Source organism: Microbacterium sulfonylureivorans, from assembly GCF_003999995.1.
Classification (GTDB): domain Bacteria; phylum Actinomycetota; class Actinomycetes; order Actinomycetales; family Microbacteriaceae; genus Microbacterium; species Microbacterium sulfonylureivorans.
The window spans coordinates 698,764-716,598 of record NZ_RJAD01000002.1; the positions used below are offsets into that span (position 1 = coordinate 698,764).

General features: G+C 71.0%; 19 protein-coding genes. 9 read left to right on the top strand and 10 right to left on the bottom strand.

Annotation, left to right across the window (positions count from 1 at the left end):
• Window position 1 precedes the first annotated feature (1 nt).
• From EER34_RS12870 to EER34_RS12890, 5 genes are all read right to left on the bottom strand, one after another.
• On the bottom strand, window positions 2-1,279 hold the full coding sequence (locus EER34_RS12870) for a DUF6716 putative glycosyltransferase (RefSeq protein WP_127475390.1): 1,278 nt from the start codon (window positions 1,277-1,279) through the stop codon (window positions 2-4).
• Window positions 1,276-2,148 (bottom strand): N-acetylneuraminate synthase family protein, encoded by an 873-nt coding sequence (locus EER34_RS12875; RefSeq protein WP_127475392.1) that lies wholly within the window; start codon window positions 2,146-2,148, stop codon window positions 1,276-1,278. Before EER34_RS12875 ends, EER34_RS12870 begins: the two co-directional genes overlap by 4 nt.
• Window positions 2,145-3,341 (bottom strand): acylneuraminate cytidylyltransferase, encoded by a 1,197-nt coding sequence (locus EER34_RS12880; RefSeq protein ID WP_127475393.1) that lies wholly within the window; start codon window positions 3,339-3,341, stop codon window positions 2,145-2,147. The genes EER34_RS12875 and EER34_RS12880 overlap by 4 nt, the downstream gene beginning before the upstream one ends.
• Window positions 3,338-4,252 (bottom strand): hypothetical protein, encoded by a 915-nt coding sequence (locus tag EER34_RS12885; RefSeq protein WP_127475395.1) that lies wholly within the window; start codon window positions 4,250-4,252, stop codon window positions 3,338-3,340. The genes EER34_RS12880 and EER34_RS12885 overlap by 4 nt, the downstream gene beginning before the upstream one ends.
• A 132-nt stretch (window positions 4,253-4,384) precedes the next feature.
• Complete coding sequence (locus EER34_RS12890; protein ID WP_127475396.1) at window positions 4,385-4,690, bottom strand: putative quinol monooxygenase; 306 nt, start codon at window positions 4,688-4,690, stop codon at window positions 4,385-4,387.
• Between the two features lie 47 nt (window positions 4,691-4,737).
• Between EER34_RS12890 and EER34_RS12895 the strand changes: the two genes are divergently transcribed.
• The 5 genes from EER34_RS12895 (at window position 4,738) to EER34_RS12915 (ending at window position 8,661) form a co-directional block, all read left to right on the top strand.
• On the top strand, window positions 4,738-5,346 hold the full coding sequence (locus EER34_RS12895; RefSeq protein WP_127475398.1) for a dihydrofolate reductase family protein: 609 nt from the start codon (window positions 4,738-4,740) through the stop codon (window positions 5,344-5,346).
• Window positions 5,347-5,396: 50 nt separating this feature from the next.
• Complete coding sequence (locus EER34_RS12900; RefSeq protein ID WP_127475399.1) at window positions 5,397-6,320, top strand: 5'-3' exonuclease; 924 nt, start codon at window positions 5,397-5,399, stop codon at window positions 6,318-6,320.
• An 88-nt stretch (window positions 6,321-6,408) separates the two neighbouring features.
• On the top strand, window positions 6,409-7,575 hold the full coding sequence (locus EER34_RS12905) for a sensor histidine kinase (protein ID WP_127475401.1): 1,167 nt from the start codon (window positions 6,409-6,411) through the stop codon (window positions 7,573-7,575).
• Window positions 7,572-8,234 carry a response regulator transcription factor gene (locus tag EER34_RS12910; RefSeq protein WP_127475403.1) on the top strand — a complete coding sequence of 221 codons (663 nt, stop codon included), beginning with the start codon at window positions 7,572-7,574 and terminating at the stop codon, window positions 8,232-8,234. The genes EER34_RS12905 and EER34_RS12910 overlap by 4 nt, the downstream gene beginning before the upstream one ends.
• A 130-nt stretch (window positions 8,235-8,364) precedes the next feature.
• Window positions 8,365-8,661 (top strand): SHOCT domain-containing protein, encoded by a 297-nt coding sequence (locus EER34_RS12915; protein ID WP_127475404.1) that lies wholly within the window; start codon window positions 8,365-8,367, stop codon window positions 8,659-8,661.
• A 34-nt stretch (window positions 8,662-8,695) separates the two neighbouring features.
• On the opposite strand, the gene EER34_RS12920 is transcribed toward EER34_RS12915, so the two are convergent.
• From EER34_RS12920 to trpD, 5 genes are all read right to left on the bottom strand, one after another.
• Window positions 8,696-9,979, bottom strand: a complete 1,284-nt coding sequence (locus EER34_RS12920; RefSeq protein ID WP_240642316.1) for an MFS transporter — start codon at window positions 9,977-9,979, stop codon at window positions 8,696-8,698.
• 9 nt (window positions 9,980-9,988) lie between these two features.
• Entirely contained in the window at window positions 9,989-10,495 is a 507-nt protein-coding gene (locus tag EER34_RS12925) for a ClbS/DfsB family four-helix bundle protein (protein WP_164743553.1), read from the bottom strand.
• Between the two features lie 31 nt (window positions 10,496-10,526).
• Window positions 10,527-11,522: a PHP domain-containing protein gene (locus EER34_RS12930; protein WP_127475408.1), complete on the bottom strand. Its 996-nt coding sequence runs from the start codon at window positions 11,520-11,522 to the stop codon at window positions 10,527-10,529.
• Between the two features lie 25 nt (window positions 11,523-11,547).
• Window positions 11,548-12,045 carry an aromatic ring-opening dioxygenase LigA gene (locus EER34_RS12935; protein ID WP_127475410.1) on the bottom strand — a complete coding sequence of 166 codons (498 nt, stop codon included), beginning with the start codon at window positions 12,043-12,045 and terminating at the stop codon, window positions 11,548-11,550.
• Between the two features lie 90 nt (window positions 12,046-12,135).
• Window positions 12,136-13,197 (bottom strand): anthranilate phosphoribosyltransferase, encoded by a 1,062-nt coding sequence (gene trpD / locus EER34_RS12940; protein ID WP_127475412.1) that lies wholly within the window; start codon window positions 13,195-13,197, stop codon window positions 12,136-12,138.
• 187 nt (window positions 13,198-13,384) lie between these two features.
• Here trpD and ctaE point away from each other — a divergent pair, with 187 nt between their 5' ends.
• Genes ctaE through qcrB form a run of 4 tightly spaced genes read left to right on the top strand, consistent with a single transcriptional unit; the run spans window position 13,385 to window position 17,805 of the window.
• On the top strand, window positions 13,385-14,026 hold the full coding sequence (gene ctaE / locus EER34_RS12945; protein ID WP_127475414.1) for an aa3-type cytochrome oxidase subunit III: 642 nt from the start codon (window positions 13,385-13,387) through the stop codon (window positions 14,024-14,026).
• 20 nt (window positions 14,027-14,046) lie between these two features.
• Window positions 14,047-14,850 carry a cytochrome bc1 complex diheme cytochrome c subunit gene (qcrC, locus tag EER34_RS12950; protein WP_127475416.1) on the top strand — a complete coding sequence of 268 codons (804 nt, stop codon included), beginning with the start codon at window positions 14,047-14,049 and terminating at the stop codon, window positions 14,848-14,850.
• Between the two features lie 34 nt (window positions 14,851-14,884).
• On the top strand, window positions 14,885-15,964 hold the full coding sequence (gene qcrA, locus EER34_RS12955; protein ID WP_127475418.1) for a cytochrome bc1 complex Rieske iron-sulfur subunit: 1,080 nt from the start codon (window positions 14,885-14,887) through the stop codon (window positions 15,962-15,964).
• The gene (gene qcrB / locus EER34_RS12960; RefSeq protein ID WP_127475420.1) at window positions 15,961-17,805 is read left to right on the top strand and encodes a cytochrome bc1 complex cytochrome b subunit; all 1,845 of its coding nucleotides are present in this window, start codon (window positions 15,961-15,963) and stop codon (window positions 17,803-17,805) included. The genes qcrA and qcrB overlap by 4 nt, the downstream gene beginning before the upstream one ends.
• Window positions 17,806-17,835 lie beyond the last annotated feature (30 nt).

A 17,835-nucleotide genomic window follows, 5' to 3' on the forward strand; every position in this document is an offset into this window, starting at 1 on the left:
GTCAGCGCGCCGCGGACGGAGCGACGCGGACCAGGCTCCGCACACGCTGGGCGGTGCGCACGACCAGGCGCAGCGGCATCCCGATCACGACGGCCACCCGTCCGCGGAGCGTGCGGTCCTGCGGCCCGAGCACGATCTTTCGCTCCCAGGTGTCGCGCAGCGACCCACCGCGGCGCGCGAGGGGCGCTCGGGGGGCGAGCGTCCCCGATCGGCGGGCCTCGATCAGCTCCGCCGTCCGGCCGGCCCAGTCGTCGGCGGAAGGGTCGTGGAAGTAGTTGTCGTCGAGCCAGGCCCGCTGGGGCCGCCGGAACCGTCGCTCGACCACGTCCTGCTCGCCGCCGAGGAGCCGGGCGTCGGCCAGCACCTCGTTGATGAGTTCGGGGGCGACGCCGAAGGTGTCGAGGGCGATGACCGGGATGCCGCGGGCGATCGCCTCGATCGCCGCGGTCGAGCTGACCGTGACGAGCCCCTCGGCGTCATCCAGCGCGAGCCCCATGGACGTCGACGAGATCACGAGGTTCGGCGGCAGCGGCGCCAGCGTCGCGAGCAGATCGGGATAGCTGTCGCGCTCGGCGTGCGTCTGGTGCTCACCGCTCGCCGCACGCAGCTTCACCACGACGCGTCGCGACGGGTCGGTCTCCGCGGCGCGCACCAGCAGCCGGGCGATCCGCAGGCGGTCGGCCCGGTCGGCCGGAACCTTCGCCTGCGGCGCGAACACCAGGTCCGTTCCCGCCGCGCCGCCTCCGGCACCGGTCCGCGCGAACGGGAGCGAAGCCAGGGCGAAGCGCTGCGGCATCCGGCGCTCGACCGACAGGTCGGCGAACTCGCGGCACTCCCGGCGCGAGTGGAGCACGAAGAGGTCGCACTGGGTGCGGTACGCGATCGCCTTGCGCGTGGCGGGGATCGAGATCCCCGGCAGCCCGGTGACCAGCACCGGCCGCGGTGTCAGGCGCGCCGCCTCGCGCGCGAGCACACGGACGAACGGCCCCCTCGCCGCGAGCAGGAGGGCGTCCGCCCGCCGCCCTGCCAAGGCGGGCATCAGGCCGTCCCACGTCACGCGGGCAACGCGCTCGACCGGCAGGCCGCTTCCCGCGAGGGCGGCGGCGAGCTGCACGTCCGAGACGACCAGCGGCGTCTCGACGACGAGGAGCGAGGCATCCCACCCCTCATCGAGCGTGCCGAGGAGCGCTGCCGCCCACTTGACGTAGGAGTCGGTGTCGGCGATCGCGACGATGCGCCGCGGCGGCCCCGCGCCGGGCCTCTTCCCGGGCCGCGTCACGCGGGAACGCGGCGCAGCTTGGCCATCGGCGCGAGCTCGCCCGGGTACACGCGCTTCACGCCGTCGCCGAGTGCAGCCTCGATGACGCGGATGTCGCGCACGAGGTGCTGCAGGCCGGTGGGCTCGAGCGATGCCGCGTGGTCGGAACCCCACATCGTGCGGTCGAGAGTGATGTGGCGCTCGACCGCGACAGCGCCGAGGGCGACGGCGGCGAGCGAGATCTGCAGGCCGCGCTCATGCCCGGAATAGCCGACCGGGACTCCGGGGTACCGGTCGCGCAGGGCGGGGATCATCCGGAGGTTGGCCTCGCCCGGTTCCATCGGATACGTCGAGGTCGCGTGCATCAGCAGCAGGCGCTCGGTGCCGACGACCTCGATCGCGGCGTCGATCTGCTCGATGGTCGACATGCCGGTCGAGAGGATCACGGTCTTGCCGGTGTCGCGGAGCGCTCGCAGCAGCGCGTGGTCGGTCAGCGATGCCGACGCGACCTTGTGCGCGGTGACCCCCAGGTCCTCGAGGAACGCGATGCTCGGCTCGTCCCACGGGGAGGCGAACCACTCGAGGCCCCGCAGCAGCGCGTGGTCGGAGATCTCGATGTACTGGTCGCGGTCGAACTCGACCCGGCGACGGTAATCGAGGTACGTCATCGTCCCCCACGGCGTCTCGCGCGGGATGTCGCGCATGTGCTCCGGGGTGCAGATCTCGGGGGTGCGCTTCTGGAACTTCACCGCGTCGGCACCCGCATCGGCGGCCACGTCGATGAGCTGCTTGGCGAGCTCGACGTCGCCGTTGTGGTTCAGGCCGATCTCTGCGATCACGTAGGCGGGACGACCGCCTCCGACGACGCGGGTTCCGATCGTGACGGTCATGGTGCCTCCTGTGCGGCGGTGAGGGGATCTGCGGATGCCGTGGCCCGGCCGGCGAGCACGCGCTCGGCGAGGTCGCGCACCGCGCCGGCGCCGCCGGGGCGGTCGAGCACGACACGGGCCGCGGCGAGGACGAGCGGGTGCGCGCCGGGAACGGCGACGGGCCAGCCGACGATGTCGAGGCAGGCGAGGTCGTTGACGTCGTTTCCGAGATACGCGATGCGCGACAGCGGGATGCCGCGGCCGTCGGCCCATGCCCGCAGGGCCGAGGCCTTGTCGGCGGTGTCCTGCGCGACGTCGACCCGCAGCTTGCGCGCCCGCGCGGTGACGACGGGGTTCGCCTCGGTCGAGAGGATCAGCACCGGGATGCCCGCCGCCCGGAGCCGAGCCACACCCATGCCGTCGGACCGGCTCACGTTGACGGACTCGCCGCCGTCCTGGTCCACCCGTACGGAGTCGTCGGTGTGCACGCCGTCGAAGTCGGTGACGACGGCGTCGACGTCGATCGGCGCAGGCGCGTCGACGAGCGGCGCGAGGGCACGGGCGATCTCGAGCTCGGCCGCGGTGTCGATCTCGATAGCGGTGCGCTCGGCGACCTCGGCGATGCCGATGCTGCCGAAGAACCGGTGCCCGGTCGCCCGGAAGCCCGCGGCCCGCAACACGTAGAAGCCGCCCGTCTCGAGATAGTGCGGCTCGCGCTCCTGGCGACGCGGGCGCACGTCGACGTCGTGGTTGATGGCCTCCGCGGCATCGCCGGCTGCCTTGGCCCACAGGAATCCGTACGTCTCGACCGCGGAGAAGACGCTGTCGCGACGGCGCGAGCGCACAAGATGGACGGCGTCGTCGAGCGCGGGCACGTCGATGAACGGCGATGTCGCCTGAAGGAACGCCACGACTCCCACGTCGACCTTGCGCTCCTCGAGCACGTCGAGCGCATGGAGCAGAGCGCTCTCGGAGGTCGCGGCGTCGCCGGCGAGATCGGCGGGCCTCACGACGACCTCGGCGCCCCACTCCTCCGCCACCGCCGCGATGTCGCCGTCATCGGTCGTGACGACCACGCGGTCGATCGACGGGCACCGCCGCGCGGCGTCGATGGCGCGCGCGATCAGCGGGATGCCGCCGACGCGGCTCAGGTTCTTGCGGGGCACGCCCTTCGAGCCGCCGCGCGCGGGGACGATCGCGACCACCTCGCTCATGCGGTCGTCTCCCTCGCGGCGACGGCGCCCGCACCTATCCGCAACGTCGCACCTGTCCCGGCGAGCACGAGCGGCAGCGTCGTGGTCGTGCTGGACGCGAGCGTGCGGATGTCGAGGACCTCGGTGGCCCCGGCGAGCACCAGTTCGACGGGCAGGTTCGTCTCACGGATCGTCAGCCCCGGCACCCGTGCGACGGCGGCGAGCTGCTCCGCCGTCTCGCGGCGGTGCGGCAGGTAGACCGCGGGGCCGGGGGTCGCGGCGTGCGTCACCCACCCGAGGTAGTCGCGGAGCGTGATGCGGCCGTCGACGGGCTGAGCGCTGCCGAGCACGACCCGACGTCCCAGCTCGGGAGCGGCGGGCGCCGTGGCCCGCGTCCAGTCGAATCCGTGGCGGCGGATCCCGAAGCCGCGGTCGTGGAGCGCGTCGGCGCGCTCGGCGCCCAGGTCGAAGGCCGTGAAGAACCCGGCGCGGCGGGCCGAGGCCCGGTGGAGCACCGTCGCCTGCGCGAGAGGCGCGATCCGCGTCGTCAGTCCGCGCTCGGCGATTCCCGGTCGCGCGTACGGTCGGCGCCCGAGCAATGCGTCGGCGTAGGCGATCGCATGCGCGCCGTCGTCGAGGAAGGTGATCCGGTGCGGCCGCAGCAGCGACGCGGCGACCCGGAACTGGCCGGAGAAGCCGTCGCCCACGAGCCAGTGCCCGTGGCGGGCGAGCAGCGAGAACGGGATGCCGAGGTACGGCTCGAGCTCGCCGAACCGTGCGCCACGGGCCAGCAGCTCGTCGGCGGTGGCCGACATCTGCGCCGTGAGCCGGCCGGCGACGGGGACGGTCGTGCGGTGCGCATCGGCCCACTCGGCCGCCCCCACGAGCTGGAGCGGCGACTCGACCCACGCGAGGACGTCGTTGCGAGCCATGTCACCTCCTGCCGCGGCTGTCTCACCACGGTGGGCGCGACGCGTGAACGCGAAGGCGCCCGACAGGCGACCGTGCGGCGACGGGAAGGTGAACGGTGGGGGGCGGAGCGCTCAGATCAGCGCGCCGCGGCCTCAGTGAGCGCGCAGCGGCGACCCCACGACGTGGAACCGCGTTCCTCCCATGACACCCGACAGCAGCGGGCGCGCTTCGGCGATGGCCGCCTGCACCGACGGGAGGGCGAGCGAGTCGCGATGCGCCTGCTCGGACACCCACAGCTCCGCGACGAACACGATGTCGGGCTCGTCGTCGGACACGCCGACCTCGTAGAGGAGGCACCCGACCTCGGCCAGCGCGGCGCTCGGACGGATGAGAAGGGAGACCAGCTCGTCGCGGCGGCCGGGGAGCGTGCCAAGGCTGCCGATGTTCGCGAACGTCATGACGGGGAGTCTTCCATGCACCTGCGACACCCGGCAGGCTGGGCGCCATGGCACGCGTGACTGCAGACATCTCCGTCTCGGCGGACGGCTTTTCGACCGGGCCGAATCAGCGCGAGGACGCTCCGTTCGGCGACGGTGTCGGCGAGATCCTCCACGAGTGGATGTTCGAGCACGGCGCCGATCATCGCGAGGAGACGGCCGCGATCCTGGAGGCCGGCGCCTACGTCATGGGCCGGAACATGTTCGGGCCGATCCGCGGTCTGTGGACGGGCGACTGGCAGGGCTGGTGGGGACCGGAGCCGCCCTATCACGCGCCGGTCTTCGTGCTCACCCATTTCCCCCGTGAGCCGGTCGTCATGGCAGGCGGGACGACCTTCCACTTCGTCACCGACGGCATCGAGTCGGCGGTCTCCCGGGCGAAGGAGGCGGCCGGAGACAGGGACGTCTCGATCGCCGGCGGTGCCGAAACGCTCAACCAGGTCCTCTCGCGGCGACTTCTCGATGTGCTGCGCCTCCATGTCGTGCCCCTTACGCTCGGGCTCGGGGGGCGCACCGATGTGGTGCGCCTGTTCGACGGGGTGCCGCCGCTGCGCTTCGATCCGGCGCACGTCCGCTCGACGCCGCACGTGACGCACATCACCTACGAGATCCGCTGACGCGAACCGGTCACCCCCGGACGTCGGCGCCGCGTGCCAGGATGAAGCCCGTGACCGACCGCCTCATGCTGCTCGATTCGGCCTCGCTGTACTTCCGCGCGTTCTACGGCGTGCCCGACACGGTCCGCGCGCCCGACGGCACTCCGGTCAACGCGGTGCGCGGGTTCCTCGACATCATCACGAAGCTCGTGACCACCTACCGTCCCACCCACCTCGTGGCCTGCTGGGACGACGACTGGCGCCCGCAGTGGCGTGTAGACCTCATCCCGACGTACAAGACGCACCGGGTTGCCGAGGTCGTCGCCGTCGGTCCCGACGTCGAGGTGGTCCCCGACCCGCTCGAGGTGCAGGTGCCCGTGATCCGTGACACGCTCGACGCCCTCGGCATCCCGATCGTCGGCGCCGCCGAGCACGAGGCCGACGACGTCATCGGCACGCTCGCGACCCGCGCCCCGATACCGGTCGACGTCGTGACCGGCGACCGCGACCTCTTCCAGCTCATCGACGACGCCCGCGACGTGCGCGTTGTCTACACCGCCCGCGGCATGAGCAACCTCGAGGTGCTCACCGACGCCAGCGTCGTGGCCAAGTACGGGATCCTTCCCAGCCAGTACGCCGATTTCGCGACGCTGCGCGGCGATTCGTCCGACGGACTGCCGGGAGTCGCCGGGATCGGCGAGAAGACCGCAGCGGGCCTCCTCGCCGCCCACGGCGATCTCCCCGGCATCCTCGCGGCGGCCGAGGCGGGCGACGGCATGTCGGCCGGCGTGCGGGCCAAGCTCGAAGCCGGATCCGCCTACCTCGCGGTCGCCCCGACCGTCGTCGGCGTCGTGCGCGACCTGCCGCTGCCCGAGATCGACGCACGCCTTCATCCGCTCGACGACAAGGCGAAGGAGGATGCCTCGGCCCTCGCCGAACGGTGGGCACTGGGCACGGCGATGACGAGGATCATCGCGGCTCTCGACGCCGTCTGACCCGCACCGCGGCATACTCCCTCGGGAGTACGGCGCCCGCTCCCCCGGTCAGATTCCTCACAGAATCGCCCGGCGTACGATCGACGGCATGTCGGGCCAGACGTGGGATGAGACCGGGCCGCGCTTCCGGCCGCCGCCGGGCGTGACCCTCTTCGTCCCCGTCGTCGTCGCGTTCCTGGTGCAGGTGCCGGCGACGATCGCCCTGTCGTGGTGGACCCGCACCCCGGTGCCCGTCGCAGCGCTCAGCGTCGCATTGGCCGCGGCATCCGCTCTCGCCCTTCTCGCCGCCCGACGCTGGCCGGGACCCACCGTCGCGTTCGTGGCGGCGCTGACGGCGATCGACCTCTTCGTGCCGCCCGAGGGCGGACCGCCGGCCGTCGCCCTCGCCTTCGCGATCATCGGCGCAGTCGTGCGCGGCGCCCGGCTGTGGGCGCTCATCGCCGTCGGCATCGGATGGCTCGGCGCGATCGTGGTCGCCGGCCTCATGGACGTGTCATGGCATCCGTTCCGCATCGCACTGGCGACGCTCGGGCTGGCCGTCTGCTTCGCGATCGGCGAAGGCATCCGCGCCCGCCTGCAGGGCGCCGCACAGCGCCGCGCGCAGCTCGTCGAACGGCGACGCGTCACCGAGCAGGAGGAGCGGGCGCGCATCGCCCGCGAGCTGCACGACGTGCTCGCCCACTCCCTCAGCCAGATCGCCGTGCAGTCGGGTGTCGGCCTGCACCTGTTCGACCGCGAGCCCGAGCGCGCCCGCGAGGCCCTGTCCAACATCCGGACGCTCAGCGCCACGGGGCTCGACGAGGTGCGCGGCGTGCTCTCGTTCCTCCGGGGCGACGACGGCGGTGCTCCCGTGACGGCTCCGCTCACGCCGCAGCCCCAGCTCGCGGAGCTCCCCGCACTCGTATCCGGCCGGTCCGGACTCGGGCTCGTCGTCGAGCTCGACGACCGACTCGGCGCCGACCTGCCCCCGAGCGCGACGCAGACCGCGGCGTACCGCGTCGCCCAGGAGGCGCTCACGAACGTGGTGCGGCACTCCGCGGCCGCCCGTGCGACGGTCGTCGTCGCGCGTGACGGCGACGAGCTGGTGCTCACCGTGACCGACGACGGCGCCGGCATCCCCTCCGGCGCGAGCGAGCGCGGAGGTCTCCGGGGCATGCGCGAGCGCACCGCGCTGCTCGGTGGTTCGCTCGCGATCGAGACGAGCACGCACGGCACGACCGTCGTCGCCCGTCTCCCGTGGGAGCCGGCGTCGTGATCCGCGTCGCGCTCGCCGACGACCACCAGCTCGTGCGCGCGGGGTTCGGCGCACTGCTGAACTCGGAGCCCGACATCGAGGTCGTCGCCGAGGCATCCGGCGGACAGGAGCTGCTCCGCGCGATCCGCGAGACGCCCGTCGACGTCGCGCTGCTCGACATCCGCATGCCCGACGGCGACGGCCTGTGGCTGACCGAGCAGATCGCCGCGGATCCCTCCTTGGCCGCCGTCCGCGTCGTCATCGTGACGACGTTCGAGCTCGACGAGTACGTTTCGCGCGCGATCCTCGCCGGCGCGAGCGGGTTTCTCGTGAAGGACACCGAGCCCGCCGACCTCATCCGTGCCGTGCGCGCCGTCGCGGCAGGCGACGCGCTGCTCTCTCCCGGCGTCACCCGCCGACTGCTCGACCGGGCGGCGGTCGGCATGCGCGAATCGCCGGATCCCGAACTGCTCGCCGCGCTCACCGACCGCGAGGTCGACGTGCTGCGGCTGGTGGCCGAGGGGCTGACCAACGACGAGATCGGCGCCCGTCTGCACCTGTCGCCCCTCACCGCGAAGACCCACGTGTCGCGCATCATGCAGAAGCTCCACGCGCGCGACCGCGTGCGGCTCGTCGTGCTCGCGTACGAGTCCGGCATCGCGACACCCGGCTGGCGATAGCGCACGGAGTACTCCCCTCGGAGCACGCCAGGTCACTCCGACGGGCAGATTCGCGGATGCTGCGTCCCGCGTTGACTCGAGGCATCCGGTCGTCGACCCGACGTCGACGGCCCGGACCGAGAGGAATCCGATGTCCGCAACGCTCGCCACCGCACTCGTGGCCAACCACTTCGCCGGCCCGTGGGGCTTCGGCTGGTGGTTCCTGCTGATCCCGCTGTTCTGGATCCTGCTGTTCGCGCTGGTCTTCGGTATCTTCGGACGCCGCTGGCGTCGCGCCGCCGCCGAAGGCGGCTATGGACCGCAGGGCCGGCTCAGCCCCGCCCGTCAGGCGGAGGGAACGCTCGCGGAGCGCTTCGCAAAGGGAGACATCGACGAGACCGAGTACCGCGCCCGGCTCGAGGTGATCCGCGCGAACGCCGCCGGCTGATCGCGCCGCCGCGCTGATCCCGCCCTGTGCGGGGTCAGCGCGTCGCGCGACGCGATGCCGCCACCGCCGCCAGGAGGGCGCCGCAGTAGACGATCGCGAGCGCGAGCATGAGGGCGAGCGCGGCGTTCCAGGCACCGGTCGCCTCGTGCAGCGCGCCCATGAGCGGAGCACCGAGGGCGCCGATCGCGTAGCCGCCGCCCTGCACCAGCGCCGACATCCCGGCCGCCTCGGCATCGTCGCGCGCGACGGCGACGAGCGCGGAGAAGATCACGACGAAGCCGCCCGCGTGGCCGATCGCCCCGATCGCGAGCCAGACCCACAGCAGCTCCGGGGCGAGCAGCAGGCCGCTCGTCACGATCAGCCACGACGCGCAGATCACGAGCGGCGGCACGATCCGCGGCGTGAAGCGCAGCAGTACCGGCACCAGGAACGCGCCGAAGATCCCGACGCCCTGATAGACCGACGCCATCGCTCCCGCGGCCGACGGCCCGAGACCGAGTTCGTCGGCCGCGAAGGTGGGCAGCCACGTCGACAGCGCGTAGTAGATGAGGCACTGCAGCCCGAACGCGGCGAGAAGCAGCCACGCCACCGGCCGCCGCAGCAGCGACCCGCGTCCTCGCGACACGACGGGGAGCGGCCCCGTCAGCGCCGCAGGGTCGACCGGGTCGGCAGCGCGAGGCGAGGCCCCGACCGGCGCGGCTCCCGAGAACCGATCGCCGAGCTCGTTCCCCGCGCGGCGGGTCCGGCCGAGATGCACGCCCCACAGCACGATGCCCGCCACCGTGATCAGCGACCAGGTGAGGAGCGCCGCCGGCCACCCGATCCACAGGGCGAGCGGCGCCGTGAGCAGCGAGGTGATGAGCGATCCCGCGTTGAGCATCGCCGCGTACGCAGCCGTGACGAGAGCGACCCTGTCGGGGGTGACGTCGCGACGGATGATGACGGGGATCACCACGTTGCCGATGGTGATGGATGCCCCGATCACGACCATTCCCGCGAGCATCCATCCGAATCCGGGCAGGGCGCGCACGAACGTTCCCACCAGCACGCCGCTCAGCGAGAGCAGCAGCGCGAACTCGGCGCCCGCGCGCCGGATGACGAGGGCGGCGACGGGTGTCAGGAGCGCGAACATCAGGACGGGCGCCGTGGTGAGCAGCCCTGCCGCGGCAGCCCCGATGCCGAGGTCGTCCTCGATCTCGCTGAGCACCGGGGTCGGGGCGACGATCGGACCCCGCAGGCTCAGGGCCGCGACCATCACGCCGGCGATGACCAGCCACGGGATTCCCCGCCTCGCGTGAGAGGCGAGATCGGGGGTCACTCGTCGAGTCTAGGCCGGGGTGGGAAGACCGAGCCCGGCCGTGATGACGCCCCGGGCCCACGCGTAGTGGCCGCCGCCGCACTCCCACGCGAACTCGCCCAGGGGCGAACCCTGCGTCCACGCGTACGCGTCTGGAGCCGCCAGCTCGGCGTCCGTGTGCAGCGCCACCATCGCCTGGAGCGACTCGTGCGATGCACGGAGGAGCGCGAGGAGCTCGGGAAGGCTGGTGTCCTGCCACTGCTGACGGAGCTCCTCGTTCAGCGAGTCGAGCTCGCGCCACGTGTAGCCCTCTGCCGGGATCGCCGGAGCGCCGCCGACCTCGCCGTCCGCGTACCACTTCTCGAGCAGGATGTGCCAGGCGTGCAGATGGGCGATGACGTCTCGCAGGTTGCGATCTCGTGCGTCTCCGGCGAAGGGCTCGTCGAGGCGTTCGGCGGGCAGCCCGTCGATCATCGCCAGCAGCTGTTCGAACTCGGCGTCGTTGCGTGCGATCAGCTCGGAATGCGTGTAGTCCACGACGCCACCGTAGCCCTCGTGCGCGCCGAGGTCATCGGGGTCGTCCGGTCCACTCCCGCAGCCGATCGAGGGGCCAGGTGGTGACGATCCGCTCCGGCGGCACGCCCGCGCGCTCCGCACGCTCGGCGCCGTGGTCGATGAGCGACAGCTGACCCGGGGCGTGCGCATCGGAGTCGATCGAGAACAGGCACCCGATGTCCAGTGCGAGGGCGAGAAGGTCGTCGGGAGGATCCTGCCGCTCGGGACGCGAGTTGATCTCGACGGCCACGCCGTGCGCTGCGCACGCCTCGAAGACGGCCTTCGCGTCGAACGTCGACTGCGGCCTCGTGCCGCGCGAACCCTCGACGAGTCTTCCGGTCACATGGCCGATGACGTCGACGTGCGGGTTCGAGGCCGCCACGACGAGCCGCCGGGTCATCGGACCGCGCTCCATCCGCAGCTTCGAGTGGGCCGAGGCGACGACGATGTCGAGCGCATCGAGCAGCTCGGGCTCCTGGTCGAGCGCGCCGGCGTCGAGGATGTCGACCTCGATTCCCGACAACAGCGTGAAGCCCTGGCCGCTCATCCCCGCGACGACCGCGAGCTGCTCGCGCAGTCGTTCGGGAGACAGGCCGTTCGCCACGCGCAGCCGCGGGGAGTGGTCGGTGAGGGCGAGGTACTCGTGGCCGAGGGCGCGCGCCGCGTCGACCATGAGGTCGATCGACGTCAGGCCGTCCGACCAGTCGCTGTGCGAGTGGAGGTCTCCGCGCAGCATGCCCCGCAGCTGCGACGCGACCTGGACGCCGGCTCGCTCACGAAGGTCGGCGAGATAGCCGGGCACGCCGCCGTCCAGCGCCTCCTGGATCACCGCGAAGGTCGAGTCGCCGATCCCCTTCCGGCGACGGAGGGATGCGGCATCCCGCAGCTGGTCATCGGTCAAGCCCTCGATGGAGTCCGCGGCGGCCCGGAACGCCTTGGACTTGTAGTGCGACGAGCGCTCGCGCTCGAGGAGGGTCGCGATCTCGGTGAGGGCGTCGTGGGGGTTCATCGCCGGCCCGCGCGCGGGCGCGGAGTCATTCGGCCGCCAGCGCCGTTCGCTTCACGACCACGGGCACGCTCGCAAGGCGATGGATCGCCCAGCCGAACAGGATCGCGAGGACGCCCATGCCCGCGGCGAAGAGCGCCACGCCGTAGGCGACCACCGAGGTGAACAGCGACGCCCGCAGGAACGACGCCTGCATGACCGTGGCACGCACCGGGTCGTCCTGGTCGAGCTCGGCGTAGGTCTTGCCGCCGGATGCCTCGAGCGCATGGTGGTTGATGATGTCGGCCTGCACGTACGCCGTCACGGGACCGGTGACCTGCTGCCCCTGGAACGCGGCCGCATCGTCGGGGATCGTGATGTTCTCGGCCGTCAGCTGCGACGTCACGCCGATCCACGCGACGATGCCGACGACGATCAGCAGGACGCCGCCGATGATGCCGAGGACTCCCACCGCCTTGACCAGTCCGACCTTCTTGACGGGCGGCTCGACGGCGTCGGCGGTGGTGGTGGGCAGATCCTCGCTCATGGCATCCTCCGTGGGTCAGGTCGTCCTAGGCACACGGTAGCGGCGCGGTCGACGTCGGCGGAAGACCACGCGCCGTGGAAGACGCGGCGGTCAGGCGCCCAGCTCGCGCGTGATCTCGACCCATCGGTCCAGGGTGTTCGCCGCGGCTCCGCTGTCGATGGCCGCCGACGCCTCGTCCCTCGCCTCAGCGAGGCGCTCGAGGATCGGCCGCTGCACCTGTGTCGCGTCCTGGAACAGGCGGTACGCCACGATGCCCGCCGCCGCGTTGAGCAGGACGATGTCGCGGACGGCGCCCTCCTCGCCGCCGAGCACGCGTCGCACCACGGCTGCGTTGTGCGCCGGATCGCCGCCGAGCAGGTCGTCGATGTCGGCCAGCGGGATGCCGAGATCACGCGGGTCGAGGTCGTGCTCGTGGATGTCTCCGCGGCTGACCTCCCACACCCGGCTGTGCCCGGTGGTCGTGAGCTCGTCGAGACCGTCGTCGCCGCGGAAGACGAGCGCGGTCGCGCCGCGGGTGCGGAAGACGCCCGTGATCAGCGGCACGCGGTCGAGCTGGGCGACGCCGACCGCGTTCGCCTCGGCGCGCGCCGGGTTGCAGAGCGGGCCGAGGAAGTTGAAGACCGTCGGCACGCCGAGCTCGCTGCGGGTCGGGCCGGCGTGCTTGAAGCCGGGGTGGAACGCCGCGGCCCAGGCGAACGTGATGCCCGCCCGCGGCAGCGCCGCGGCGACCGCCTCGGGCGGCAGCGACAGGTCGACGCCGAGCGCGCCGAGCACGTCGGACGAGCCCGACGAAGAGCTCGCGGCGCGGTTGCCGTGCTTGACGACGGGCACGCCGGATGCCGCGGCCACGAGCGCGGCCATCGTCGACACGTTCACGGTGCCGAAGCGGTCTCCGCCGGTCCCCACGATGTCGAGGACGGCGGGGTCCACCGGGAGCGGCACAGCCGCCTCGAGGATCGCATCGCGGAAGCCGACGATCTCGTCGACCGTCTCGCCCTTCGCCCTGAGCGCGACGAGGAATCCGCCGAGCTGGGATGGCGTCGCAGCGCCCGACATGATCTGCCGCATCGCCCACGTCGACTCCGAGACGCTGAGATCGCGCCGCTCGAGAAGGGTCGTGAGGATGCCCGGCCAGGTGTACAGCTCCGCCATAACGATGAGCCTAGCCGGGGCGCATGGATCGGAACCGTTTCGTGACACGGCATCCCGCTGCACCCGGTTCTGCGTCTTCACCTCGGGTTCACGGCAGACTCGCGGCGGATCCTTAGGCTGTCCTAAGTCCCCGTCGAGCCAAATGCATGCCTCCCGATGCGAATATCGGGCCGCAGGATCGGCCATAATGGGGAGCGTGACGACCTCCTCAGCGACCTACGCCCAGGCCATGCGGTCCGTCAAGCGGCCCGACCCGGTCGCCGTCGGAACCATCGTGTGGCTCGGCAGCGAGGTGATGTTCTTCGCCGGCCTGTTCGCGATCTACTTCACCCTTCGCAGCACCTCCCCCGACCTGTGGGCGGAGGAGACCCAGCTCCTCAACATCCCGTACGCGACCGTGAACACGATCATCCTCGTGCTCTCGTCGGTCACGTGCCAGATGGGCGTCTTCGCCGCGGAGCGCTTCCAGCCCTATTCGACGCGCAAGCGCGGATGGCTCGGCTGGGGCATGGTCGAGTGGTTCTGGCTGACCTTCGCGCTCGGCGCGATCTTCGTGTCCGGCCAGGTCTGGGAGTACGCGCAGCTCGTCGCCGAGGGGATGCCGATCAGTGCGAACTCGTACGCCTCGGCCTTCTACCTGACGACCGGCTTCCACGCCCTCCACGTCACCGGCGGCCTGATCGCGTTCCTCCTCGTGATCGGCCGCGCATACGCCGTCAAGAACTTCGGGCGCAAGGAGATGACGTCCTCGATCGTCGTGTCGTACTACTGGCACTTCGTCGACGTCGTCTGGATCGCCCTGTTCCTCGTCATCTACTTCCTGAAATAAGAGCGGAGCTGATCCCCGACATGGCACGAGAGACCCCGCGCCGCTCGAAAGGCCGCCGCAGCCCCTGGGCTGCCGCCGCACTCATCGGCATCGGCCTTCTGATCACCGGCGGCGTGTACGCCGGTGCGTCGGCGGCCGTCGCAGCCACCACCGCCGAGACCACCGTCGCCACGGCGTCGACGGTCGAAGACGGCAAGAAGCTGTTCCAGGCCAACTGCGCGACCTGCCACGGACTCGACGTCCAGGGCACCGCCGACGGCCCTTCGCTCTACGGAGTCGGCGAGCTCGCCGTGCACTTCCAGATGAGCACGGGCCGCATGCCGCTCCAGATGCAGGGCCCGCAGGCGCCGCAGAAGCCGGCGCAGTTCACCGACGAGCAGATCGCCGCGGTGGGCGCCTACATCCAGAGCATCGCCCCCGGCCCGACCTACCCCGACGACGAGACGCTCGACGGCGAAGGCAACGCGGCAGAGGGCGGCGAGCTGTTCCGCATCAACTGCGCGATGTGCCACAACGTGGCCGGCGCCGGCGGCGCGCTGACCGAGGGCAAGTACGCCCCGGCGCTCTACAACACGACTCCGCTCAACATGTACGCGGCCATGGTCACGGGCCCGCAGAACATGCCGGTCTTCAACGACATGACGCTGACGACCGAGGAGAAGCGCGACATCATCTCCTACCTGCTCTGGCTGCAGGACAGCCAGTCGCCCGGCGGATTCACGCTCGGATCGCTCGGCCCCGTCTCCGAGGGCCTCTTCATCTGGATCTTCGGCATCGGATCTCTGATCGCCCTCACCGTGTGGATCACGGCGAAATCCAACTGAACCTACTGACACGCAAGAACTGACGAGGAGCAGCATGGCACACGAGGACGACCCGCTCGAGCACGAGAGGGCTTCCTGGAAGCCCTCCCCCGGGCTCGCCGTCGCGGTCACCGACCCGGTGCGCAACCCGGAGCTCCCTCCGCATCGCCCGCGGATGACCGACAAGGACCCGGTGGCCATGAAGGCCGCCGTCCGCACGGTGTACACGCTCTTCTACCTGTCGATCGCCGGCAGCATCTGGGCGATCGCCGCCTACATGCTCTTCCCGATCGAGAGCGGCCGGATGGTCGACATCCGCAACAACAACCTGTTCATCGGCCTCGGCATCGCTCTCGCGCTGTTCGCCATCGGCATCGCCGCGATCCACTGGTCGAAGGCGATCATGTCCGACCACGAGTACACGGAGCCGCGCCACGCGACCCGTGGGCGCGACTCGACGCGTGAAGCAGCGATCGAGGCGTTCGCCGTGGCGAACGAGGAGTCGGGCTTCGGTCGTCGCGTGATGATCCGCAACTCGATGATCGCCGCGCTGGTCGCGTCGGTCGCCCCCGGCATCGTCCTCTTCCGCGGGCTCGCGCCGCAGGACTCGCCCGAGCACCCCAACGGGGGCAATCCCGTGTACCTCCTCAGCCACACCATGTGGAAGGAGGGGACGCGCCTCGCGCACGACCCCAGCGGCGAGCCGATCCGCGCCGCGGACGTCACGCTCGGCTCCGCCGTGCATGTCATCCCCGAAGACCTCGCCGCGATCTCGCACAGCGACGGCTATCTCGAGGAGAAGGCCAAGGCGATCGTGCTCCTCATGCGCCTGCTCCCCGAGCAGATCACCGAAGCGCCCGAGAAGGCCGACTGGTCGTACGACGGCATCGTCGCCTACTCCAAGGTCTGCACGCACGTCGGCTGCCCGGTCGCCCTCTACGAGCAGCAGACCCACCACCTGCTGTGCCCCTGCCACCAGTCGCAGTTCGATGTCACCGACGCCGCGAAGGTGATCTTCGGCCCGGCGGCCCGCCCGCTGCCGCAGCTTCCGATCACCGTCGACGATGAGGGCTACCTCGTCGCGCGCAGCGACTTCACCGAACCCGTCGGCCCGAGCTTCTGGGAGCGTCATTGAGTACCGCAACCGCCACCGAGAACCTCGTCGAGGCTCCCCCGGCCGCGACGCCGCCGCGTGACAAGCCGCTCGGTGGCCGCTTCGTCGGCGCCGCGTCGAACTACATCGACGAGCGCACCAGCCTGTCGGGCTTCGTCAAGGAGCTCGGCCGCAAGATCTTCCCCGACCACTGGTCGTTCATGCTCGGCGAGATCGCGCTGTGGAGCTTCGTCGTCGTGCTGCTCACCGGCACGTTCCTGACGTTCTTCTTCCAGGCCTCGATGGTCGAGACCCACTACACCGGCGCCTACCTGCCGATGCGCGGCATCGAGATGTCGGCGGCCATGGCCTCGACGCTCGAGATCTCGTTCGACCTGCGCGGCGGGCTCCTCGTCCGCCAGATGCACCACTGGGCCGCGCTCGTGTTCGTCGCCGGCATCGGCGTCCACATGCTCCGCGTGTTCTTCACCGGCGCCTTCCGCAAGCCGCGCGAGCTCAACTGGGTGATCGGCTTCATCCTGTTCATCCTCGCGATGGGTGAGGGCTTCACCGGGTACTCGCTTCCCGACGACGTGCTCTCGGGCAACGGCCTGCGCATCATCGACGGCATGGTCAAGGGCATTCCGCTCATCGGCACGTGGACCTCGTTCCTGCTGTTCGGCGGCGAGTTCCCCGGCACCGCGATCGTCGGACGCCTCTACTCGCTGCACATCCTGCTGCTCCCCGCGATCCTCGTCGGGCTGCTCGTGCTCCACCTCATGCTGATGGTGATCAACAAGCACACGCAGTTCGCCGCTCCCGGCCGCTCGAACAGCAATGTGGTCGGCTACCCGATGATGCCGGTCTACATGTCGAAGATGGGCGGCTTCCTGTTCATCACGTTCGGCGTGATCGCACTCATCGCGGCGCTGTTCACGATCAACCCGATCTGGAACTACGGCCCGTACGACCCGTCGCCGGTCTCGGCGGGTACGCAGCCCGACTGGTACATCGGCTTCGCCGACGGCGCCCTGCGCCTGGTCCCCCCGGGCTGGGAGTTCGTGTTCCTCGGCCACACCTGGTCGTTCAACATCCTCGTACCGCTCGCCGTCATCGGTGTCTTCATCGTCCTCGTGCTGATCTACCCCTTCATCGAGGCGTGGGTCACCGGAGACAAGCGCGAGCACCACATCGCCCAGCGTCCCCGCAACGCCCCGACCCGCACCGCCATCGGCGCTGCCGGCGTGACGTTCTACGCGGTGCTGTGGGCGGCGGCCGCGTCGGACATCATCGCGACGCACTTCTGGCTCACGATGGAGGGCGTCATCCACACCCTTCAGGCACTTCTCATCCTCGGCCCGATCCTCGCGTACTTCGTCGCGAAGCGGATCGCGATCGCGCTGCAGAAGAAGGACCGCGAGATCGCACTGCACGGCTACGAGTCGGGCCGCATCGTGCGCCTCCCCGGTGGCGAGTACATCGAGGTCCACCAGCCGGTCGACGAGTACGAGCGGTACAAGCTGGTCGACTTCGAGACGTACGAGCCGCTCGTGGTGCGTCCCAACGCAAAGGGCCGTATCCCGTGGCACGAGAATGTCCGCGCGGCGTTCTCCCGCTGGTTCTTCGAGGACCGTCTCTCCCCCGTCACCCAGACGGAGCTCGACGAGGCGCTGTCTCACCAGCACCACGCACTGGACCACATCGCCGAGGAAGAGGATGCCGAGATCCAGGGTGCGCACGAGCGCGCCGGGGTGCCGGACGCTCCTCACGTCCCGATCGACGACGGTCACAACACCGAGTCCGCGGTGCGTCCTTCGAACGTGATCGTCCCCGAAGACGGCGAGAAGAAGCCCCGCAACCGCGAGAAGGAGTCCGGCCAGTAGAACTGGTCTCGATTCGCCCGGATGCCCCGG

Coding starts and splice junctions, on each gene's coding strand:
- EER34_RS12895 (WP_127475398.1), top strand. CDS start 4,738: ATGGCACGCGTGACTGCAGACATCTCCGTCTCGGCGGACGGCTTTTCG.
- EER34_RS12885 (WP_127475395.1), bottom strand. CDS start 4,252: ATGGCTCGCAACGACGTCCTCGCGTGGGTCGAGTCGCCGCTCCAGCTC.
- EER34_RS12930 (WP_127475408.1), bottom strand. CDS start 11,522: ATGAACCCCCACGACGCCCTCACCGAGATCGCGACCCTCCTCGAGCGC.
- qcrA (WP_127475418.1), top strand. CDS start 14,885: ATGGCACACGAGGACGACCCGCTCGAGCACGAGAGGGCTTCCTGGAAG.
- EER34_RS12905 (WP_127475401.1), top strand. CDS start 6,409: ATGTCGGGCCAGACGTGGGATGAGACCGGGCCGCGCTTCCGGCCGCCG.
- EER34_RS12915 (WP_127475404.1), top strand. CDS start 8,365: ATGTCCGCAACGCTCGCCACCGCACTCGTGGCCAACCACTTCGCCGGC.
- EER34_RS12935 (WP_127475410.1), bottom strand. CDS start 12,045: ATGAGCGAGGATCTGCCCACCACCACCGCCGACGCCGTCGAGCCGCCC.
- EER34_RS12875 (WP_127475392.1), bottom strand. CDS start 2,148: ATGACCGTCACGATCGGAACCCGCGTCGTCGGAGGCGGTCGTCCCGCC.
- ctaE (WP_127475414.1), top strand. CDS start 13,385: ATGGGGAGCGTGACGACCTCCTCAGCGACCTACGCCCAGGCCATGCGG.
- trpD (WP_127475412.1), bottom strand. CDS start 13,197: ATGGCGGAGCTGTACACCTGGCCGGGCATCCTCACGACCCTTCTCGAG.
- qcrC (WP_127475416.1), top strand. CDS start 14,047: ATGGCACGAGAGACCCCGCGCCGCTCGAAAGGCCGCCGCAGCCCCTGG.
- EER34_RS12890 (WP_127475396.1), bottom strand. CDS start 4,690: ATGACGTTCGCGAACATCGGCAGCCTTGGCACGCTCCCCGGCCGCCGC.
- EER34_RS12880 (WP_127475393.1), bottom strand. CDS start 3,341: ATGAGCGAGGTGGTCGCGATCGTCCCCGCGCGCGGCGGCTCGAAGGGC.